This is a genomic window from uncultured Chloroflexus sp., assembly GCF_937951745.1.
GTDB lineage: Bacteria > Chloroflexota > Chloroflexia > Chloroflexales > Chloroflexaceae > Chloroflexus.
This window is the reverse complement of sequence record NZ_CALFBQ010000057.1, coordinates 58204-79337: the sequence shown is the minus strand read 5'-3', so window position 1 is coordinate 79337 and position 21134 is coordinate 58204. Positions and strand designations below refer to the sequence as shown.

General features: G+C 59.5%; 15 protein-coding genes and 1 pseudogene. 8 read left to right on the top strand and 8 right to left on the bottom strand.

Annotated features, from left to right (window positions below; genetic code table 11):
• From Q1A59_RS14010 to Q1A59_RS13995, 4 genes are all read right to left on the bottom strand, one after another.
• Positions 1-234: FAD-dependent oxidoreductase (locus Q1A59_RS14010; RefSeq protein WP_367280903.1), on the bottom strand; the 234-nt coding region annotated here is incomplete at its 3' end.
• A gap of 80 nt (positions 235-314) precedes the next feature.
• The gene (locus tag Q1A59_RS14005; RefSeq protein ID WP_299645140.1) at positions 315-938 is read right to left on the bottom strand and encodes a TetR/AcrR family transcriptional regulator; all 624 of its coding nucleotides are present in this window, start codon (positions 936-938) and stop codon (positions 315-317) included.
• A gap of 116 nt (positions 939-1054) precedes the next feature.
• Positions 1055-2614, bottom strand: coding sequence for an HlyD family secretion protein (locus Q1A59_RS14000; protein WP_299645139.1), 1560 nt, complete (start codon positions 2612-2614; stop codon positions 1055-1057).
• A gap of 42 nt (positions 2615-2656) precedes the next feature.
• Positions 2657-5947, bottom strand: coding sequence for an efflux RND transporter permease subunit (locus Q1A59_RS13995; protein ID WP_298405290.1), 3291 nt, complete (start codon positions 5945-5947; stop codon positions 2657-2659).
• A 94-nt stretch (positions 5948-6041) separates the two neighbouring features.
• Here Q1A59_RS13995 and Q1A59_RS13990 point away from each other — a divergent pair, with 94 nt between their 5' ends.
• The 6 genes from Q1A59_RS13990 (at position 6042) to Q1A59_RS13965 (ending at position 11597) form a co-directional block, all read left to right on the top strand.
• Positions 6042-7016, top strand: coding sequence for a DUF4129 domain-containing protein (locus Q1A59_RS13990; protein ID WP_298405292.1), 975 nt, complete (start codon positions 6042-6044; stop codon positions 7014-7016).
• Complete coding sequence (locus Q1A59_RS13985) at positions 7013-8155, top strand: DUF4350 domain-containing protein (RefSeq protein ID WP_298405295.1); 1143 nt, start codon at positions 7013-7015, stop codon at positions 8153-8155. The genes Q1A59_RS13990 and Q1A59_RS13985 overlap by 4 nt, the downstream gene beginning before the upstream one ends.
• Positions 8156-8202: 47 nt before the next feature.
• Positions 8203-9150, top strand: coding sequence for a hypothetical protein (locus Q1A59_RS13980; RefSeq protein ID WP_298405298.1), 948 nt, complete (start codon positions 8203-8205; stop codon positions 9148-9150).
• Between the two features lie 242 nt (positions 9151-9392).
• Positions 9393-10157, top strand: coding sequence for an acetylglutamate kinase (gene argB, locus Q1A59_RS13975; protein WP_298405301.1), 765 nt, complete (start codon positions 9393-9395; stop codon positions 10155-10157).
• Complete coding sequence (locus Q1A59_RS13970; protein ID WP_298405304.1) at positions 10154-10825, top strand: Crp/Fnr family transcriptional regulator; 672 nt, start codon at positions 10154-10156, stop codon at positions 10823-10825. Before argB ends, Q1A59_RS13970 begins: the two co-directional genes overlap by 4 nt.
• 145 nt (positions 10826-10970) lie before the next feature.
• Positions 10971-11597, top strand: a complete 627-nt coding sequence (locus Q1A59_RS13965) for a hypothetical protein (protein WP_066785235.1) — start codon at positions 10971-10973, stop codon at positions 11595-11597.
• A gap of 30 nt (positions 11598-11627) precedes the next feature.
• Here the strand turns inward: Q1A59_RS13965 and Q1A59_RS13960 are convergent, their stop codons facing one another.
• The gene (locus tag Q1A59_RS13960; RefSeq protein ID WP_298405312.1) at positions 11628-12332 is read right to left on the bottom strand and encodes a hypothetical protein; all 705 of its coding nucleotides are present in this window, start codon (positions 12330-12332) and stop codon (positions 11628-11630) included.
• Complete coding sequence (locus Q1A59_RS13955) at positions 12329-13558, bottom strand: hypothetical protein (protein WP_298405315.1); 1230 nt, start codon at positions 13556-13558, stop codon at positions 12329-12331. Before Q1A59_RS13955 ends, Q1A59_RS13960 begins: the two co-directional genes overlap by 4 nt.
• 80 nt (positions 13559-13638) lie before the next feature.
• Between Q1A59_RS13955 and Q1A59_RS13950 the strand changes: the two genes are divergently transcribed.
• Entirely contained in the window at positions 13639-14733 is a 1095-nt protein-coding gene (locus tag Q1A59_RS13950; protein WP_298405318.1) for an STAS domain-containing protein, read from the top strand.
• Between the two features lie 110 nt (positions 14734-14843).
• On the opposite strand, the gene Q1A59_RS13945 is transcribed toward Q1A59_RS13950, so the two are convergent.
• Positions 14844-15806 carry an AAA family ATPase gene (locus tag Q1A59_RS13945; protein WP_298405321.1) on the bottom strand — a complete coding sequence of 321 codons (963 nt, stop codon included), beginning with the start codon at positions 15804-15806 and terminating at the stop codon, positions 14844-14846.
• A gap of 116 nt (positions 15807-15922) precedes the next feature.
• Positions 15923-19744 (bottom strand): magnesium chelatase subunit H, encoded by a 3822-nt coding sequence (locus Q1A59_RS13940; RefSeq protein WP_299645141.1) that lies wholly within the window; start codon positions 19742-19744, stop codon positions 15923-15925.
• Positions 19745-20784: 1040 nt separating this feature from the next.
• Between Q1A59_RS13940 and Q1A59_RS18185 the strand changes: the two are divergent.
• Positions 20785-21114: pseudogene (locus Q1A59_RS18185) on the top strand (hypothetical protein); the annotation flags it as partial.
• Between the last annotated feature and the right edge of the window lie 20 nt (positions 21115-21134).

Sequence of the window (21134 nt, the reverse complement as noted above, 5' to 3'; positions counted from 1 at the left end):
CCGGTAGATGGCTGCGGCCCGCTCGCGCCCGATAGCGGCGACCGCATCGTGGTAAAACGCGGCGAGACCGGCCAGTAAAAAGCCGCCGTTCCGCCCGGCTGCGCCACCCCCGACCGCACCGGCATCAATGCCGGCCACGCTTACACCGAGATCGAGGAGCTCGTGGATGCAGGCGAATCCCGATCCGCCTAACCCAATGACGCAAACATCCACTGCAATCGCGTCGGAGAGCATGGGGTATGCCGGGTCTGGCGCATCGTGCCAAATTGGTTGGTCGTCTGATGATAGCAAGCGGGTCATGATCGCTGCCGGCTTCAAACCGGTTCTTGCCGGGTAGCCGGCGCTTGCAATCCCTGCCGGAAGATGCGCACCACCAAATCCGCTGTCGCCGCCGGATCATCGGTTGGCGGCAGATTGCGCCCACCCACAAACGGAAAGCAGAGCAGCGAAGAGAATGTACGAATCACATCAACCGGCTGCAAATCAGCCGCTACCTCGCCATTCGCGATTGCAGCTTCGGCCAAGCGCAAGACGCGGGCCTGCGCTAGCAACAGCTCATTGCGCGAATGGGGATGTTTTTCCAGCAGCTCGGCCACTTCCGGCAACCAGAGCTGGTACGCCGCCGCGCGATGTTGTATCTGGAACAATACGCTTGCATGCAAGAGATCGCAGAGCTGTTCGAGCGGTGATCGATCGGTTGGTTCACCAATCGCAGCCACCGCAAACAGATCGCGAATCAGGCGTGCAATCATAGCGGCCAGCAAATCTTCACGGGTGGGGAATTGGTTATAGAGGGTGGGTTTCGAGATACCAACCCGCGCAGCCAGTTCATCCATCGCCAGTGCGGCAAAGCCGCGTTCGGCGATGAGTTGATGGGTCGCGGCGAGGATCTCGTCGCGCAGCATCTGACGGCGGCGTTCACGGAGCGTTGTGCTCATAAGCGTCTATAATCAACCGGCCAACGACATTGTTGTCAACCGGCACTATACCACAAAGTAGGCAACAATGCCGCAGCCGAGGTGCGATCCACGGCTGCGGTCATCGTCCGCCAACATCACTTATCGGTAAGGATGGTAATGCGCACGCTCATGCCGGCACGCAACCCATTTTGCTCGGCAAGCTTGACCCGCACGGTGAAGGTGCGCACATTGCCGACCACATTTGCCACCGGCGCGACGAAATCAACCGTGCCATTGAAAACCGTGCCGGGCAGCGCGTCAATCCGCACTTCAACCCGCTGGCCCTCACGCACGCGGGCCACGTCGGTGTCACTGATCGCCGCCTCGATGTGCAATTCGCTATCATCAACGATCTGCACTGCCGGCAGCGCCCCCGTGCCGGCTAGATCGCCGGGATCGACATTCACCCGTGCCACGATACCATCGAACGGTGCACGCAACACGGCCTTGTCGAGGTTGAGTTTCGCTGCCGCCAGCGCAGTTTCCGCAATTTTGACCGCAGCCTCGGCGGCGGTCAGACTCTGGCGCGTCGGTGGTGCAGTAATCCGTTCCAAATTGGCTTGGGCCGCTGCTACGCCAGCCTGCGCTGCCGCCAGCGCGCCGGCTCGCTGATCGCCGCGTAGACGGTCAAGCGTGGCTTGCGCTTGCGCGACTGCTGCATCGGCGGCTGCGATCAGATCAGCCGTCGGCCCATCGAGCAGGCGTTGCAAGTTGCTGCGAGCCGTGCGCACCTGCGCTTCGGCAGCGGCAATGCCGTCAATCTCGTTTTGGCGCGCTTGCTCATACGCCAATTGCGCTTGTTTGTACCGCGTTTCTGCCGACTCAACCGCGCGGAGCAATTGCTCCTCGGCGTCTTTCGCTTCTTTGGGCAATTCGAGACCGAATTTGGCCAATTGCTCTTCGCGCTCACGGTTCTTCCAGTACAGATCGGAATAGGCTTGCTGGGCATCGCGTAGTGCATTGGCCGCTAGCGTCACTTGCAGTTCGGCATTGGTCTTCGCTGCCGAGAGGTTGGTGCGCTGAAGGTTCAAATTAGCTTCGGCCTGTTCAACCGCAGCCCACGCTGCTGTCAGGTCGGCGTTATTCGGCCCGTCGAGCAAGTCGTTGCGGCGGGCGATGGCCTGTGCCAGCGCTGCCTCAGCCGCAGCGATATCAGCGTCAGTGACACTGCCGCGCGCCTGCCGCAAGGCCGCTTGGGCTTGCGCTACCTGCGCGCGCACCGCCGCGATCTCTTCCGGCGTCGCCCCTTCGATCAGACGCTCGTAATTGGCTCGCGCTTGCGCCAAACTCGCTTCAGCTTGGGCGACTTGTAACTCGAGTTCGCGCGCATCGAGCGCCACTAGCGGATCACCGGCTTTGACCCGGTCGCCTTCAGCCACAAAGACCTCGGCCACCACGCCGGGCACGCGGAAGCTGAGATTTGCGCTGCTGCGAGCCACTACCTCGCCGCTGGCGGTGACACCAAGGCTAATGGTTGGCGCGCTCGCTAAGTCAATCGTTGTCACCGGCGCGGTGGTGGGCAGGGGCGCCACGGTTGAGCGCACTTCTACCGCCGCCGCCGTCGGTGCCGGGGTCGGCGCCGGGGCGGGAGTGGCGCAGGCGGTCAGGATCGCCAGCGCGCCGCCGATCAGGGTGGGAACAATCACTCGTCGCATTGTCACTTGGCTCCTACAATCGTATTCAGTGTATCTCTATTATTAATCTCCAGACGGTTCGCTCGCCGGCGTTGACGGTGGTGCAGGTGGCACTGCGGGTCGGGTAACTTGTGTTGCCGGCGGGATAGCCACACCGGGACCGGGGGCGGGCAGCTCGAAGCCTTCGTGCGGCTGGGAGCTGCGAAAGCGTTGCTTCAACCATGTTACTGCTGCATCCATCAAACTATAGACGGTCGGCACTACCAGCAGGGTCAGCGCGGTTGAGGTCAGCATACCGCCGATCAATACCCACGCCAGCCCTTTGCGGAACTCGTTGCCTTCACCGGTAGCAAGCAGGTGCAAGCCAAGCGCCGTCGGCATGGCGCCGGCCACCAGCGAGAGTGCCGTCATCAAGATTGGGCGCAACCGGATCGCGCCGGCCAGTTTCAGCGCCGAATGCTTGTCGAGGCCCAGATCGCGCAACCGATTGGTAAAGTCAACCAGCAAGATCGAGTTCTTGACCACTAAGCCGAGCAACATGATCAGACCGATCATGCCGGTGATGTCGAGATCAATCCCCACCAAGCGCAAGGCGAGGAACGCACCGATGAAGCTGAATGGCATTGCCATCATAATCACCAGCGGCTGGGTAAAGCTGCCAAATTGCGATGCCAACACCATGTACACGAAGAGCACCGACAGGCCCATTGCAAGAAAGAGCGATGAGAAGCCTTCGCTCGTCTGGGCAAAGGTGCCGACATAGCTGACAATCACTTCTGCTGGGATGTTAAGAGCGTCGAGCCGCGCTTGCAGCGCCGCTTGAGCGTCGCTCAGGTTGATGCCCTCAAGATTAGCCCCAATCAACACCTGATTGAGCCGATCGTAGCGGCGGATTGAGACTTGACTAGAGGCAAGCTCAAGCGTGCCCAGTGAGCTGAGCGGCACTACGCCAGCGCGGGTCGGGATACTAATCGCGCCAAGGGTCTCAATCCCGGCCCGATCTTGGGGGGCTAAGCGCACTACCACGTCAGTATCGCTGGTACCGGTGCGCAATACTGTAGCCCGGTCACCGTTGATTAAGGCCCGCACCGAAGTGGCAATATCTTCGTTGGTAATGCCCAACTCACCGATGCGCGACGGGTCGGCACGCAAGCGCAATTCGGGCTTGCCCACTTGCAAATTGCTGTCGATGTCAACCAATCCCGGTATGGCTGCCATCTCGCGCTGGATGGCTTCGACAATCGGTGCTAGCTCGATGGCGGGACGGGTAGTTTGCAAACTCACTTGCAGCTCGCGCCCTTCCACCCCCGCACTTGAGGGTTGGAAGCTCGGCACCGAGAAGCTCAAGCGCGGCAAGAAATTCAACTGCTCACGCAGGCGCTCTTGGGTTGGTAATGTCGGTGTGCGGCCAACCAGCGTCACTGCGAATTCGGCTCGCTCAGGAAAACCGGTTACGCCCACCCGCGCAATCACATTCTCGACCGCCGGATCGTTCAGCAAGATCTGCTCGGCCTGCCGCGCTAGCCGGTCGGTTTCGGCCAGCGTTGTGCCCGGCGCTGCCTCGAAGCGCATGATGAACTCGTGCGGGTCTTGTTCAGGGAAGAAGGTCAGCTTGAGACCGCTCGCGACCCAGACGCTCAACACTAGCACCGCAATCGAGATGCCGACCACGATCAGCCGGTTACGCAGACTGGCTAGCGTCCAACCCAGCAATTTGCCGTACCAGCGGCCCATTACGCCGGGGTCTTCGTTGGCTTCTTGCAGCAAGCCGATGTCGCGCTCGCTGACCTCGTCGGAAATCGGCACTTCGACGATCGGTTCGTGCTTAGCATGATGCGGCTTGGGCTTGAGCTTGACATTGGGGAACAGATTGGCTGACATCATTGGCGCGAAGGTAAAGGCTTCGGCCAGCGAGAGCAGAATCGCGATCGAGACCACCAAGCCGAACGACTTGAAGACGATCCCGGCCACGCCTTCGGCGAAGGTGACCGGCACGAAGACCGCCACGATCGTCAACGTCATTGCCACTACCGATAGGCCGACTTCCCACGTGCCTCGTGATGAAGCCACCCGCGGGCTTTCGCCCCGTTCGAGGTGGCGGAAGATATTCTCGCGCACCACGATGGCGTCGTCGATTACGAGACCGACGCAGAGCGAGAGCGCCAGCAGGGTGACGAGATTAATCGTTAAGCCGAAGATCGGCATAAAAATGAAGGTGCCGATCAAGATCACCGGCAAACCGGCCATCGTGATAATCGTGCTGCGCAGGTTACGGAAGAAGAACCATACCACCAGAAATGCCGCGATCGAGGCGAACATCAACTCTTCTAGCGAGGAGAGCACCGATGAACGCACTGCCTCGGACGAGTCAAGCGGAATGTTGTATGTCAGTTCGGGAAATGCGGCAAAGGCCTGATCGAGCGCCCGGTAGACATTATCAGCGACAGTCACGGTATTGGCACCCGATTGCTTGAGCACGTTGAGGATGATGGCGTCGCTGCCGTTCAGCCGTGAAATGGTGGTAACGTCGGCAATACCCTCTTCGACGACTGCCACATCGCCCACCCGGTAGGGCGTGCCCGAAATCTGTACGCGGGCAATATCCTCGACGCTGCGTAACAGCGAGGGTACGCGCAGACTGATCTCGGCATTGTTCTCAACGATAGTGCCAAGACCAAGGTCAACGTTTGCCTGTTGCAGCGACCGGCTGACCTGCGCAGGCAGCAAGCCATACGCCTGCAACTTGGCGAGGTCGAGCCAGACGTTGATCTGGCGCTGTTGACCACCGTTTACCGTCACTGAGCCGACACCGGGGGCGCGCTGGATGCGCGGCACGATCTCGTTTTCGATCAGCGTGCGCAGTTCGAGAGGGGTGCGTCCACTCGTATCGGCGACGGCGATCTGCATAATTGGCGACTGATTAGGATCAAACCGCTGGAAGACCGGTTGCCGCACGTCGCGCGGCAGTTGCGGCAAGATGCTATTCACGCGTTGCCGCACATCCTCTTCGAGCTTTTCGGCCCGGTTGCCGGCTTCAAATTCGAGAATAATTAAAGCAAAACCCTCGCTGGCTTGCGATGTGATATGCTTGAGCCCGGCGAGGGTGTTTACCGCATTCTCGATTGGACGTACCACCTGATCGACGACGCTTTCGGGGCCGGCGCCGGGATAGGTGACGCTGACGGCCACAATCGGCACGTCAATTTCAGGCAAGAGGTTGACGGGGGTCGAGCGGAATGAGAGAATACCGAAGGTGATGAATGCCAGCATGACCATCGTGATGAAGACGGGCTGGCGAATCGAGACATCGGAAATCCAGATGCCGTTCAACTTCTCCCGGCGTGGCGGGGTCATTGGTTATCCTCCCACAAGACATTGTTGCACAGGCTTTGTTACACACTTGTTTTTACTATAGCGTAAAGTTTTCTGACGGTCAAGGATGAAAAGGATGAGATTTCGCCGATTACTAATCATCTTTTTCGCCATTTGGTGGGGATGGCCGGCACTGGTTGCGGCCCAACCCGCTGAAGTGTCGTTGGCTGATTACGATCGGTTACTACGGGCTGCCCATGCTGCGGCGCAGCGCGGCGATCTGCTTGATGTACAGGTGCTGGCGGGTGAATTGGCGACGATCAAGCAGGTGCGTATGCCTGACGGCCAGCTTGCGCACGTCGATCAGAGCTGGCTTACAACGGCGCTAGCCTCCAGCGCTCCCGATTTGCCAGCGATTGCCGCCCGACTAGGGGCATTGATCGATGCGTTAGCGCCACCCGGCGTTGTGTCGCCGGAAGTAGCGTTGCGCCAGTGGCAAGCGGTGTACAACGAGCCTCCCTTCAATCGTGCAGGGGAGGGATGGCTAACCCGATTTTTAAATTGGTTGTTTGATCTGCTCGATCAACTGACCCCAAATCCCCCAGATGTTCCGGCTCCTGACGGGCCGCCAGCCAATCCCGTTGTGTTTACCCCGCTAGTCTGGACCATATTAGGGATTGCAGCCGCCTTGATCGTTGGTTTGCTCTTCTTCTGGGTGCGTGGTGTGCGCCGCACCCTGCGCGCGCCGGTCAAGACACCGGTCGCCGATGGCGATGATCCGGTGACGTACAGTGAGGCGCAACGTTTGGCCGCTGAAGCGCGCCGAGTCGGTGATCGGCGCAGCGCGGTGCGCTATCTTTATCTCGCTGCTCTGCTCTGGCTGGATGAACAGGGGTTGTTGGGCTACGAACGGTCGCTTACCAACCGCGAACACCTCCACCGGCTGCAGAACCAGCCGCCGGTGCGTGATCTGCTCGCGCCGGTGGTGGCAACCTTCGACGCGGTGTGGTACGGTTTCCAGCCGATCGATGACCAAGCGTTCGCCCGTTATGAACAGCAGGTGGCGGCGGTGCAGTCCTTGACCAAACAACCAGCGGGAACGTTATCATGAAGTTGCGGCTTGAATTGATCTTGCTGATTACGCTCTTTGCCGGTCTTGGTCTCTTTGCCGCCTACAGCGCCGAGCAGGCCGGCCAGCGCACCCCTGACGCGCGGGTGACCTCGTTTAGCAGTAACGATAATGGTGCGCTGGCGCTCTATCGTTGGCTCACGCGGGTGTATGGGCAGGTTGACCGGCTGGCCTATCGCCCGTTTGTCTTGACTCCGAATGACGGGCTACTGTTGGTGTTAGGGCCGAGTGAACGTTACCAGCCGGCGCAGGTTGAGGCCGTGGTCGAGTGGGTCAAAGCGGGTGGTGTTCTCGTGGTAGCTGACAATGTGCCCAGTCCGCAGAGTGCCGTGTCACCATTGTTGGCTGCGTTTGATCTCAAACTCATCGCAAGCGAACGACGTATCACCACTGCTGCTGTTTTGCACCCCGCGCTCGGCGCGCCGCCGGTCGCTCACGTGCCGGCATATACACGCGTGGTGTTGGCTGTGACCTCGCCGTTGCCAGCGTTTGCGCCGCTGGCGGCTGATGGTGCAACGACGATCGTAGCCGGCCAACGCTTCGGTGATGGTTATGTATTCGCCTTGTCAAGCGTGTATCCCTTCACCAACCAAGGCCTGCGTGAGCCTGAATCGGCGGCGCTGGCGCTCAACCTGCTCCGCTGGTTGCCTCCCGGCGAGCGGATCGTGTTCGATGAATTTCACCACGGCTTCGGCCCGTCAACCGATTTGCGCAGCTTGTTGCTAAGCAATCCGCTTGGTTGGGCCATCCTTTACAGTGTGGCGATGGTTGGCCTGTACATCCTAACCGGCAGTCGCCGGTTCGCTCGCCCACTGCCGTTGCGCAGCGAGGCCACTCGCCGCAGCAGTATCGAATTCATCGACAGTATGGCTGGCATGCTGCGCCGCGCGAAACAGATTTCCTACGCTGCCGAACATTACCGGCACATGCTCCGACGACGGCTAGGCCAGCCGTATGGCATTTCGCTTGCGCTTGACGATGATGCTTTTGTCGCGGAATTGGCCGCGATTCGCCCGATCGATCGCGCAGTCCTGAGCCGGGTGCTGGCCGAGTTACGGCGCGCCGATCTGAGCGAGGCAGAGTTATTGCGGCTTGTTGCCGAAGCCGATCGAGTTGGCTAGCGACAAGCCTGCCGGTCTATCTCGACACGTTCGGAGAGGTCAAACCGATGCGCAATACCCGGCGTTCAACGTTGCAAGAAGTGATCAGTCTGCTTGATGAAGGCGTCAATCTTTATCGGCAATACCTCAGCACCTTTGCGCTGTTGGCCGGTCTGTTTAGTTTGCCGGCGCTGGTAGTGACGTTCAATCTGCTCTTTTCACTCGGCGATATTGAGGACATGTTGTTTGAGGATCTGTTCCTGATTCTTATCAGTCTGCTCTGTACTTCCTTACTCATGATCCCGCCGCTGACGCGCGCCACCCGGATAGCGGTCGATGGACAGCCGCTGCCGCTGCGCCGCGTTATATGGCGTTGGCCACAGATCGGGCGCTGGATAATCGCTAGTATATACGGTGGGGTAATGGCGTTGGTTTGGGTGATGATCATGTCGTCGCTTGGCGGAGTCTTATTCTTTATCGTTTTTTGTGTACTGTTCGCTGTAGTTGCCGTTACAAGTACGGCGTTAAGTACCAGCGCTTTGATCGTGTTTGTGCCCTTAATTATCATCATGGCTCTCATAGCGTATTTTCTCTATCTCGTTCTTAGCGCCGCTGGTCTGGTGGCCGCTTTGTATAGCATCCAACCGCTCATTGATGACACCATTTCCATCGGGCTTGCATTCAAGCTCTCGTGGAGTCTGCTCTTCCGGCGTTTCTACTATAATGTGCTTGTTTTTGCCTGCGCGGCGTTGCTCTTCGGCGTGTTAGCGGTGATTGTGACGCTGACGATGGCGGTGTTGCTGCCTGCGCCCTTTGGTCTGCTGTTCGGCGCGGAACATCCACTTACCCGCGGCTTGAGCGCAGTGGCGTGGGTGATTGGGTTGACAGCAGCGATGCCGCTGTTGCCAATCTGGAGTACGCTTCACTACCGGCAGATGCTGGCCGAGCGCAATGGTGTCGATCTGGCTCGGCGCATCCAGCAAGCGGCGAACGGTGGGGTGCGGTTGGCGGCGTGAGGTTGGTCATTGCGCAGGGGTTGCCCACACCTGCACTAGCGGCTGGGATGGCTGAACTGTTGTCATTGTGAGGGAGTGGGTAGCACCCGACGGTAGCAATCTCCCGCTGTGGTGAGAACGAACGCTGAACGGGTGCATTCTGTGTTCGGAGGAGATTGCTGTGCCGCGTGGCTCGCAATGACAGGTGGAAAGCGGCAATAATGCAGAGCAATACTGTTATCCATAATGAACGGAATAACCGTATGAATCCCATCAGTGTGATCAAAGTCAGCGGCCACGAACTCGACGATCCGGCGTTTCTGGGAGGTCTGACTGAAACAATTCGTACCATGCATCAGCCAGTGGTGCTAGTGCATGGCGGCGGGAAAGAGATCAGCGCGGCTGTCGAGCAGGCCGGTTTGCAGGTAGAGTTTGTTGATGGTTTGCGGGTGACTTCGCCGGAAGTGATGGCGATGATGCAAATGGTTGTCTGTGGCACGATCAATAAGCGGATTGTGACTGCACTGGTTAATGCCGGCGTGCGCGCGATCGGTCTCAGCGGGCTTGACCTCGGTCTGCTTCGTTGTGACCCTTACCGGCCTAACGGGCGCGATTTGGGCCGGGTGGGGGTGGTGACAACGGTTGATGGCGCAGCGTTGCGCCAGATGCTGGCGTTGGGTTGGTTGCCGGTGATTGCGCCGGTGGCGTTGGGGAACGCCGATGGCCTGAGCTACAACGTGAACGCCGATATGGTGGCCGAAGCCGTGGCCGGCGCACTCAGCGGCGCTGAATTGGTGTTTGTCAGCAATGTGCCGGGTGTGTTGGTTGAAGGCCGGGTCGTGCCAACGCTCACCCCTTCGGCAACGGAGGCGTATATCGCAACAGGGGTCATCAGCGGCGGCATGATTCCGAAGGTACGGGCAGCCTTGGCCGTCCTCAGCCGTGGTGCCGCGAGCGTCCGGATCACAAATTTGGCTGGTCTCAGCGATGGCGGTACGCGCTTTGTGGTTGAGGAAACCAGACCATGACCAACCGCCAGAATCTCTTGACGCTCTTCCCCGATCTTGACCCAGCGGCCCAAGCCGATCTGGCGGCATTATTGCAGATTGGTTCGTATCCGGCGGGGCATATCTTCCATATGCCGAATGAAGCCGGCACGCACGTCTTTCTCTTGCAACAAGGCCGGGTCAGGATTTATAAGCTCTCGCCGGAAGGGCGGGCGTTGACCTTATTGGTGCTCCATCCACCTAGTTTGTTTGGTGAAATGGCGCTGATTGGGCCGGGAATTCACGATACTTGTGCCGAAGCGATGACCGAGTGCCTTGTAGCGCGGATCGAGCGGGAAGCGTTGCGCGCTTTTCTTAGCCGCCATCCGGGAGCGGCGATTGATCTGATGGAGTTGATGGGGGCTCGCTTGCGCACTATGGAGCAGCGGCTGGCCGATATTGCGTTCAAGAGCGTGCCGCAGCGATTGGCAGCCCTGTTGCTCGATTTGGCCGGCGATCCGGCTGATGGCGCAACGCCGGCTACGCTCGTCCGTTATACCCACCAGCAATTGGCCGAGATGATCGGCGCCTACCGCGAGACGGTAACGAAGGCGCTGGGCGATTTGCGCGAGGCTAACCTCATCCGGATCGCTGACGATGCAATCGTTTTGGTCGATCTTGCCCAATTGCGCCGCTTGGCATCCGGGTAAATATTCTCTACGGAATTATACCGTAACAACTACGTTCTCGTGTTACAGTAATAGTACCGATGATATCCGGCTAACGGCGGTTGCCATCATCGCCAGACTCGGGTACAATCGAGAGGTTATGATACTGTTGCAAGGAGTGCAATTGATGGTAACCTACGACGATCTCGTGATGGCGCTGGAAGATGCATGGCTTAGCGTTGGCCTGCATGAACACGCGCTCATAGAGAGCGTCATCCCCGCCACGCACGATCGTACCTGCAAGATTGAACTCTTCCCCGATCACGCCGAGCCGTTAACCTTGGCGACGATGCCGCCGTGGCTTGAGATTAACTTTACGTGGTCGCCGGTACATCAACTGATTAGCGAAGGCCGTGATTTGCCGGCTGATCCGCTCGAATTGACCATGACGTACACGGTGACGCTGACCAATCACCGTGATCGGAGCGACATTGAACTGGTGCGCATGTTTCAGCGCGCTGTCCATACCGCCTTCGAGCGCCACTTTCCGGCTGAGATAGCCGAGGTTGAGCCGGTTTCGGTGGAAGTGCGGCGCGTGTATCAACCTGCCGGGCAACGGGTTGAATTGGAAGCGGTGCAGTTAGTCAGCTCAACGATGGTTGACCTGTTCGAGCAGTGGGAAGACCGTGACGTGCAGAGCCTGCGCCGGCTGTTGCGTTCGGAGATGAGTCTGGCCCGCACGATCATCGCTAATCTGAGCGATACCTTCCATCCGCACGGTAATGGCGGCTATCGCTCGGTGGATGCGGCCTAGCATTGGGGCGCGATAAACCGCGCCCTTGCTTCAGCCGCTATCGAGCAGCACGCCACTTGTCGCTACCAACGCCGCGATTGCCCATCCATATCCCCATTGTACCGGTAAGCGGCACGATGCCGCTATACCGGCTAGCGCGATTGCCATCGCTGCCGCTACACTTAGCCACGCCGGGGCGACAGTGATGGTGTTGATGGCGGCGCTGAGCGGCAATATTCCGACTAGCATGAGACCTAATGCGCTGCAAGCGGCAGCTAGATGGGGTTGGGGCGGGGCAAGGCGCGGGATAGCGACGATCCAAGCCCCTGCACCGAGGAGGAATGCTGCCTGCCGCATCGGGCTAGGCGGCCAGCGTAACAGGCCGCTAAGCTCGAAGGTGCCTGCTGCGCTAACCAGCGCGAGCGCGGCAAGGAAGGTGGGCAGGTATTGCGCGGCGAGCTGGTTCGGATCGCAGCGCTCGGCGGCGGCGCGGCGCAATTCCGGCCAAAGCAACAACGTTACGGCGGTTAGTAAATCGAGACTGTAAGCGAACGCCGCCGCCGGGGCGAGTGGAAGCAGCGCAATAGCGCTGAGCGGCGGCAACAGATCGATCAATCTTGGCGCAGTGAGTGGTTCCATTTGCCGGATACCCCGCACCCGCGCTAAGAGCAACGCAGCTAACACCGCGCTCAACCCGCCGGGGTAGAGCAACAATCGCGGCCACCCTTGGCCAAACGTGCCCAGCAGATCGCTCATACCCACCCGCGCCAGCGACTGATCAGCCAGACGAGCGCGCCGAACAGCCCCATCAACGCGGACAACGCTAGTCCCGGCGCGGTCGCTACTGTGCGCGCGCCGGAGTCGAGCGCCAGCAACCCAGCCCATCCCCATGGTTCGATCGTGCCATACGGGGTCAACCCGCCTTGGAGATGGTCGCTGAGCGGGCGGAGCAGCCAACGCGCTAACGCTGGTGCTGCAAGGCCGAGCACGAGACCGGCCAGCGCGCTGGCTGCGCTTGACCAACGGCCCGGCCCTTGCATGTGGCGGCTCGCCGCCAGCATGCACAACAATGCAGTGGCCCACACAACAATGGCCAAGACCGGCACGCCGGCAGCCATCGCTGCGGCGCTGGCCGACCAGAACGCGACAAAGCCTAGGGTTCCCGGCACGGCGCCGGCTAACAGCCAACCGGCCCACGCTGCTGTTCCCGCGGTTGGTTGCGCCAGCCGGCGGAAGGTGAGCTGTAGCAGTAGCAACCCGGCAGCCGCTACCCCAGCCGGTGAGGCGCATCCGGTCGCGGTGAGAGCTAAGCCGCTCAAACTACGTTGCAGCCACTCCTCCGTTTCCAGCGGCTCAGTCGCTGTGGCCGCCCGCCACGCCGTGCTAATCGCTAGCATGCCGCCTACCAGCAGCATTGCCAACTGCCAACCCAGATTCCACGATCCCACGCTAAACAATCGTAGTACGGCGGCAATGCCGGCTAGCGTCGCTAGTGGCTCAAATGGTCCTCGTTTGGAAGTAGTGAGATCGAGGATGCCGGCGGCAATTGCTGTTCCAGCCAAGAGCAAGATGAAGCTAAGGCTATTCAAGCCATCGCCGCTGGCGTTCACGTGCCATGATGATGCCAACCAGCCGATCAAGCCATACCCTGCGGCCAACGCTAACCCAGCCCCTCGTTCCCGCCAACGTTCGCTCACGATCAGCGTTACCAGCAGGCCCATAGCAATGCCAGCCAGATGACCGCTCAGTATCGCTATGCCAAGCGCCGCCAGTTGCCCCAAGCGGCGCCAGTGGGCTGGCATAGTGAACATGAGAAGACCTGCCGTGATCAGCACGAGACAACTCAAGCCATCAATCACGATGAAGCCTTGTAATGTGGTGAATGGCTGGCGCTGGATGCGTAGCAGCATTCCGCTGCCGCTCAACGCAGCAATCGCGCCAGCTAGTCGGTAGGGTACGTGGTTAGAGGGTAGCGAACGCATGGAGAAACACACTTTGTCAAAATAAGATAAGTCCATTATAATCACCGAACAATCGTTTTTGCAACTGTTCTGTACAACGTATGAAACGCTTCTTCTCTATCCTGCTCGACATCCGCCACTCTGATGAAGAAGTCCGCCAGCGAGGACGAAATATTGCCATTATCGGGCTGGCCTTGTTTGTCATCAATGTGCTCATTGCGGTTTCAATTGTCATTTCTTTCCCAGAACTGATTGTACTCTTGATCCCGACTGGGTTTGGCGCCGCGCTCTACATCGCGATCATTGGCATGACCCGCATGGGGTATGTTGATCTTGCCGGTTGGCTGACCGTTGTGGTTTCATTGATTGGAACCATTTCTGCTACGATATTTCATCCTGATCGTCCGGTTGCCGTGTTTATTGTCGTGCCGTTGGTGCTAGCAGCAACGATTCTACGGTTTCGCGATGTTATCGTTGTAACGGTAGCAGTGCTAATTGGATTAGTGAGCATCGCATTTTTGGCTGAGTCAGCAATTATTTCGTTGCCATTACCCGATTTTTTAGTGACGACCAGCATGTTAGTGAGCTTTGTCGCGGTTATTAGTTTCGTCCAGAGCGCCGGTAATGAAAAGCTCTATCATCGTTTGCAGGCTGCATTGCAACAAACCCGACAAGCGGCAACGCAGTTGCAGCTCATGAACGAGGAGCTTGACCGGCGGGTAGAAGCCCAAACTGAAGCGTTGCAAGAGGCGCTGCGCGAGCTTGAAGATCGCGCTGTCGCCCAGAGTCGCCTACTGGCTGAAGTGATTGCGCAACGTGACGTGATCCGCGATCTGAGCGTGCCAGTGCTGCCGGTGGGCAAACAGGCGTTGGTGATGCCGTTGGTGGGTACCATTGATCGCGATCGGTTGACGCTGACTCAAGAGCAAGCGTTGGCCCAGATCGAGCAGCAGCGCGTGCGTTGGTTGATCCTCGATGTGACCGGCGTGCCGGTGATTGATACTGAGGTTGCCGCTGGGATGATGCAACTGGTGCAGAGCGTGCGCTTGCTAGGGGCGGAGGTGGCGCTGGTCGGGGTGCGACCTGAAGTGGCGCAGACAATGGTGAGTCTTGGCATTGAGTTGCCGATTTCGCACGTCTTCAGCGATCTCGCTGGGGCAGTCGAGTGGGTTGGCCGGCAATTGGTGACGCGGTAGGAACATTGCAGCGCAATATCCTTACGGCGCAGGGTACGTATGCTGGTAATCGGGGCGTGGACGGCGCGCCCACGGGTGATGTTAGCGGGATAGCGGCCAGTGCTCTGGCTTTAGCTACCGTTGATCAGCTCTTGCCGGCGATAGCGGCAGTTGACGCAGTAGGTGATGCGGTATCCGGCAACCGTAGCACGCTGGAGCGTATGCCCGCAGTTGGGGCACACGTTGGTTTGCACTTCGCCGCCGCCGGTCACAACCGGTTCAGGGCGCGCTGCCGGCGCCACCGGATGGGCTTGGCTCGATGATGGCGAGGCCGGCGCGGTTTGTTTGGGTTGGAAACTCCACGCTTTGCTGAGTAATTCAACGATCTGGGCATAGTCAAGCGCGCCGCGTGAGCGCGGATCGTGTTCGTAGATCGTCTTTCCCACTGCCGAAGCTTCCGATAAGCGCACGTTCACTCGTACCGGCGGCATGACAAGCTGGCCATAGGTGCGGTTGAGGTGTGCGAGCAGTTCAATCGATTGCTTCATCCGTGGATCGACCATGGTGGGAATGATTGCACGCACCACGCTAGTGCTGCCCTTCACCCGCGCAATTTGAGCGATCAGCTTTTCCAAGCCGCGCACCGAGAAGGGTTCGACGGTGGTAGGCACGATTACTTCGGTGGCGGCCATCAACGCATTTTGATTCAGCACCGTCAGCGAACCGCCGCAATCGAAGAAGATAAAGTCATATTCCGAGCGCAACGGGCGCACCAGTTGTTCGAGCACCCGCACCCAATCGGCGCGTCCGGCAATGGCTTGCTGGGCGAGCAGCAATGACTCATCGGCGGCGACGAGGTCGAGGTTGGGGCGTGCGCTGATCCGCAGATCGGTCAGCGGTTTATGATCGACGATCGCTTCGTAGAGGGTGCGGCGCGCGCGCACACCGAGCGCCATGGACAAATTGCCCTGCGCGTCGATGTCGATCAACAATACCCGCGCCCCTTTCAGCGCCAACCCGGCGCTGAGATTGACAACTGTGGTGGTCTTGCCGATCCCGCCTTTGAGATTGATAACTGCGACGATCCGCGCCATGCGCTGCTCCTTACTCTGGCGCTCTGCGAGGCAACGCGTTGCCAGTGTAGTAGAGCAGGGGCAGCATGTCAAGTAGCGACGACCCCGCAGGGCCGTCGCTAAGGCAGGTTTGGCGCTTAGCGCACCCCCTCCAACCGATCTTCGAGGTCAGCATAGATCTCGCGCAACTGCTCAAGGGTGGCGTCGTCGGCTTGCCAGAAGCCGCGATTGTGAGCTTCGAGCAGGCGACCGGCGATGCCGGCGGTGGCGTGCGGGTTGAGACTGGCGAGCCGCTCGCGCATCTCTGGATCAAGCAGGTAAGTTTCGGCGACGCCTTGGTAGACCCAACCGTCAACCGCTTGGGCGGTGGCGCTCCAGCCGTAGGTGTTGCTGACCCGAATCTCGATCTCATGCACGCCTTCGTAGCCGTGCTTGAGCATACCTTCGTACCATTTCGGGTTGAGCAACTTGGCCCGGCTTTCGATCCGCACCATCTGCTCAAGCGAGCGCACCCGACTGGCCCCCGGTGTGACCAGCTCGGCTACTTCACCCATGAGCGCCGTCGGTCGCACACCACGGGTCTTCTCAACGCTCTTGGTCAGACCGCCGAGGTACTCGTAGTAGTGGTCGATGTCGCTGATCCCATTCTCAACGCTATCGACATTTTGGAAGGTGACGCTCACCGTTGCCAACGCCTTTTCCATCACAGCGCGCGCTTCACTCCATTCGCCGCCGGGTTGGAAGGCGAAGCTCTTGCGAGTCATGAAGGCTTCGGCCAACTGGCCATCTTCCTCCCACGTGCTGCTCTCGACCAGATGGTTGACGTTGGCGCCATAGCTGCCGGAAGCGTTTGAGAAGACACGAGTCGCCGCCGCTTCGACGCTCAAACCCAATTCAGCAGCTTGCGCCAGTGCATGGGCGCGCACGAAGTTGTACTCTGGCGGTTCATCGGCGGTAGCGGCCATGCGGATGGCACGATCGAGCAACGCAGCCTGCGCGGCGAACAGATCGCGGAAGATGCCGCTCACCGTCAGCACCACATCAATGCGCGGGCGGCCTAACTCGGCCAGCGGGATCAGCTCGACCGTGGTGATCCGGCCTAGTTCGTCAGCGACAGCGCGCGCGCCGACCAACGCCAGCGCCTGTGCGATCCCCTCACCCTCGGTCTTGATATTATCGGTGCCCCACAACACCATCGCCACCGTTTCGGGGTAGGCTCCCTGTTCGGCGCGTACCCGTTCGAGTAGCTCGTTGGCGATGGCCATACCGGCGGCGGCGGCAGCCGGAGCTGGTATGTGGAACGGATCAAAGGCGTGGATGTTGCGGCCAGTGGGCACGACCGACGGGTTGCGCACCACATCGTTGCCTGCCGAAGGCAGCACATAGCCGCCGTTGAGCGCGCGCAACAAACCGCTAATTTCGCGCTCGGTGGTCATACGACGTTGAATGTCGAGCAAGTAGTCCCACAGTGGCGTAAGCTGGCCGTGCGGCAGCTTCACGTGGCGAGCCAACGCTTCATCGGCGGCGTGGCCTGTGCCGTGCTCAACTAGCGCCGTTACCGCTGCGCGGCAGATTTCCTCGATCTGGCGATACTGGGCTTGGGCCGCCGGATCGTGGCGCAGGCGTCCGGTCAAAGCAGGGTAGTCAACCCCCAAGGCGCGGCCAACAATGTGGGGCAGCGGTTCGAGCGGCGGCTGGTTATGGCCGCACGGCACGCGGGCAAAGGTTGCAATTAGGCTCAGCACATCGACCTGCTCGCTCGCTTGGGGTGGTTGGCCGAGCACGTGCAAGCCGACCGGAATCATCCGCTGCTCGACCTGCAACAGTTCGTGGCCGAGCGCGGCGACATACTCGTCACCCTCGCCGCTGACCGCAATATTCAGTGCCTCGGCTTGGGCGCGTAGGTCGTCGATCAAAGCCGGGTCGGGATAGGCTCGGTAGCGATCGATGCTGTCTTTGAGTGCGCGCAACCCTTTGTAGAGACCGGCCTGTTGCACCGGCGGTACCAGATAGCTGACCAGCGTCGCCATGCCGCGCCGGCGGGCAATGCTGCCTTCGCTGGGATTATTGACGCAGTAGTAGTACACGTTAGGCAAGCCACCGAGCAAGCGCAATGGCCAGCACTGCGCGCTGAGGCCGGCCTGCTTGCCGGGCATAAACTCAAGCGCACCGTGGGTGCCGAAATGGAGCACAGCGTGGGCTTTGAACACCTTGCGCAACCAGACGTAATATGCGGCAAAGCCATGGTGTGGGGCGGCGTCCTTGCTCATCAACAGCCGGATCGGGTCGCGCTCGTAGCCGAAGCTGGGTTGCAGACCGACAAACACATTCCCAAAGCGGCGGCCAAGGATATGGAGCCGCTTGCCGTCGCTGAGTAACTGGCCGGGGGCCGGCCCCCAATACGGTTCGATATCGACATAATCGGGGAAGAGGCGGCGGTACTCTTCAACTGGCAACGAATCGGCGACGTTACCGTCGGTGCCGTGCAGCAGAGCGTTACCTTCGACCACCAGCCGGCGCAAATCATCAGCGCTCGGCGGCAATTCGACCGTATACCCGGCGGCGCGCAGCTCTTGCATCAGGCGGAAAACACTGGCAAAGACATCGAGATAAGCGGCAGTACCGGCGTTGCCGAGATTAGGCGGGAAATTGAACAGGGTAATCGCGATCCGCCGTTCGGACGGGGGCGTGCGGCGTAGTGCCACCCGGCCTGCAATCCGGTCGGCGGCTAGTTCAATTTCGGCGGGCAGCGGGATCACATCTTCGCGACCGCGCGGCATACCGCCGATTACCAGCGGATCGGTTGCGCCGTCGAGTTCGGGCAGCGACACATTGAGCGCCAGTTGGAATGGCGCAATCCCGCGATCATCGCTGCGCCACTGCTCAATGTGCTGAAAGACCAGCGGGAACAGATCGAGTATCGGTGTATCGAGCTGGTCGAGGATAGCGCTGGCTTGGACGGGATCGGTGCTGGCCGGCCCACCGACGAGAGCGAAACCGGTAGTATTGACAATCAGATCAACATCAGCCGGCGGCTCGTGGCGGCGAGCGCGGACGGCATCGGTAAAGAAACGCTCGACCGTGGGGCGCATATCGAGCGTCGGGCTATAGGCGGCGCGCACTTCGATGCCACGGGCCTCAAGCGCGCGGATCAGCGCTTCGAGATGGGCGCTATTGCCCGACAGCGCAAACGGGCGCATGGTCAGTAACCCGACCGTGCCACCAGTAAATTTCTGGCGCTGCTTGCGCCGCCAAGCGCGGTAAGCGGCCAAATCAGCAAACGGCTCTGGTGCATCAGGGTGAAACGCACCGAATTCGGGAATATCCTGCGGATCAAGTACCGGCAGCTTGCCTTTATAGCCGGGTACATAGCGTTCGATGAACAGCAGTAGCAACCGGCGCAGATTTTCGGGCGTGCTAGCGGCCCAGAACTGGTGCGCTATGACATAGCTATGGATATCGCGCGCCTTGCCGGGCAAAAACTTCAACATCTTGCTCAGGCCGCGCACCAGCGACATCTGGCGCTGAATCTCGCCGTGACCGTGTTTGGGTTGGAATTGGCTCAGCCACTGGCGGAAGGCGCTCTGTTCGGCGGCGGGTTTGGGGCGGAGATCAAACTTGCCAATGCGCGTCTGCTTAATCAGCGAGGGGCTACTCATGATCATGCAAACCGGGCACGACGCGGTTGCCAAAATTTCGCTCAAGGGGCGGATATACTCTTCGCCGAAGAGCATTGAGCCAAAGACAAAATCAGCTCGTGCCACCGCAGCGGCCAACCGCTCCCAATCGGCGGCGGTGCGCATATCGGGCGGGGTAAAGAAATCAATCGCTAACCGCAGACCGTATTCGCGTTCGATTGCCGCCGCCGCCTTGCGCAGCGCGGGAGCGTTGTTGGCTTCGATACACATGAACACGAAGCGCATAGCAGATCTCCTTGCTAGTTGGTGCAGCGACGCAATGGTACGGCGCGCCGGCGCCGTCACGTTTGTGGATTCAACCTTTGTCCAAGAAGCTATTTTTCATTATATGATATGTCATTATAGATACGTTATCTCATTTTGTAAAGAAACACATATTCTGGAGGCACGGATGGTGAAGATTCAGCAACCGGTGACCGGTTGGCCGCTGCGTGCGGTGGGGTGGTAGGGCAACAGATGGTTCGGTTATGCGGCACTCACACGCGCAGACAAGAAAATTGATGTTGTACCGTCTCTCGTTTTTCTAATACAGGTCTCGCCAATCCGTTGCTTTATGCTACACCTACCCTACAACGCGCCAATCGACCACGGCAAAGGAGCTTTGGGGTGGTCGTCTAGATTCACTGGCATGAGAACGATCGGGCGTGGTAAGAACAGGCATTACCGCAACTCAATTCCCATCTACCACTCGATCCGGTTGGTAAGCTTTTGCTCGCATCGCACTGCCTGAGCGGGCCTAGCATCATCTGTTTTGACCACGCTGCTGCCAAGCTCTGCGGCTTGGTTCAACGCTGGAGTTAGGGTAGCCGACAGCGCTTATTGCTCATTGTCCGCGAACCAGTGGCGCAGGTCGTTGTTACGGGTAGATACGTCCGAGGTGTTGGTATGGAGCGAATTGCCGGAATCGGCGGTCGTAGTAGGCGTGTTGATCCGGCGCTACGCGGTCATGGCCATTCTCATATCTGACCAAGCGAAGAACGGTGAGGGCGCTTGTCTGCCGATCTGATCTTCAAGCCTCGTGCTGCCGGCTTCAGAGTTTGAAATGCCAATCCGCCCGCAGCATCGGCTCGGTGTCAATCCTGTCGATTCCGAGCTGGATACACGCGCCGCTGTGTTCTCAGCAACTGAACGCGAACATGTCCGCCAGTTCCTTGCGCGCGCGCATCTTTTTGCAGAGCTTGTAACGCCGTTATGATACGCTGTGTCGCATTGGCACCATGCTGGCGATCCGGCAAGCAGCATGGTTGCGTTGTGGACCAGTTCAGATAGCTCCGCGCAGCCGCACCTAACTTGCCCAAGACCTTGGCCTGCACGTTTCAACCGTATGTCGCGCGGTAGCTGGCAAATGGGCATTACTGCCTAACTGCGCGTTGGCGCCGCTTGATAACTTCTTCGCCGAGGCAAGACCGATGCAAGAGGCATTACGTGAGCTGAATGCAACTGAATCCTACCCGCTAAGCAATGAAGAACTGTCCCAACGGTTAGCTGCGCAGGGATATGCGGTTGCGTGGCGTACTATTACCAAATACCGCAAACAGATGGGAATTCTGGCCCGCCATCAGCGCACTCGTCAGCGCCAATTGGCCAATGCAGGTCAGCAGTTACGTAGGTTCATTTCAAAAAAGACATGAAATCTTCGCTTTGCATCTAC

Coding starts and splice junctions, on each gene's coding strand:
- Q1A59_RS13950 (WP_298405318.1), top strand. CDS start 13,639: ATGAAACGCTTCTTCTCTATCCTGCTCGACATCCGCCACTCTGATGAA.
- Q1A59_RS13955 (WP_298405315.1), bottom strand. CDS start 13,558: ATGCGTTCGCTACCCTCTAACCACGTACCCTACCGACTAGCTGGCGCG.
- Q1A59_RS13990 (WP_298405292.1), top strand. CDS start 6,042: ATGAGATTTCGCCGATTACTAATCATCTTTTTCGCCATTTGGTGGGGA.
- Q1A59_RS14005 (WP_299645140.1), bottom strand. CDS start 938: ATGAGCACAACGCTCCGTGAACGCCGCCGTCAGATGCTGCGCGACGAG.
- Q1A59_RS13965 (WP_066785235.1), top strand. CDS start 10,971: ATGGTAACCTACGACGATCTCGTGATGGCGCTGGAAGATGCATGGCTT.
- Q1A59_RS13960 (WP_298405312.1), bottom strand. CDS start 12,332: ATGAGCGATCTGCTGGGCACGTTTGGCCAAGGGTGGCCGCGATTGTTG.
- Q1A59_RS13970 (WP_298405304.1), top strand. CDS start 10,154: ATGACCAACCGCCAGAATCTCTTGACGCTCTTCCCCGATCTTGACCCA.
- argB (WP_298405301.1), top strand. CDS start 9,393: ATGAATCCCATCAGTGTGATCAAAGTCAGCGGCCACGAACTCGACGAT.
- Q1A59_RS13995 (WP_298405290.1), bottom strand. CDS start 5,947: ATGACCCCGCCACGCCGGGAGAAGTTGAACGGCATCTGGATTTCCGAT.
- Q1A59_RS14000 (WP_299645139.1), bottom strand. CDS start 2,614: ATGCGACGAGTGATTGTTCCCACCCTGATCGGCGGCGCGCTGGCGATC.
- Q1A59_RS13985 (WP_298405295.1), top strand. CDS start 7,013: ATGAAGTTGCGGCTTGAATTGATCTTGCTGATTACGCTCTTTGCCGGT.
- Q1A59_RS13980 (WP_298405298.1), top strand. CDS start 8,203: ATGCGCAATACCCGGCGTTCAACGTTGCAAGAAGTGATCAGTCTGCTT.
- Q1A59_RS13945 (WP_298405321.1), bottom strand. CDS start 15,806: ATGGCGCGGATCGTCGCAGTTATCAATCTCAAAGGCGGGATCGGCAAG.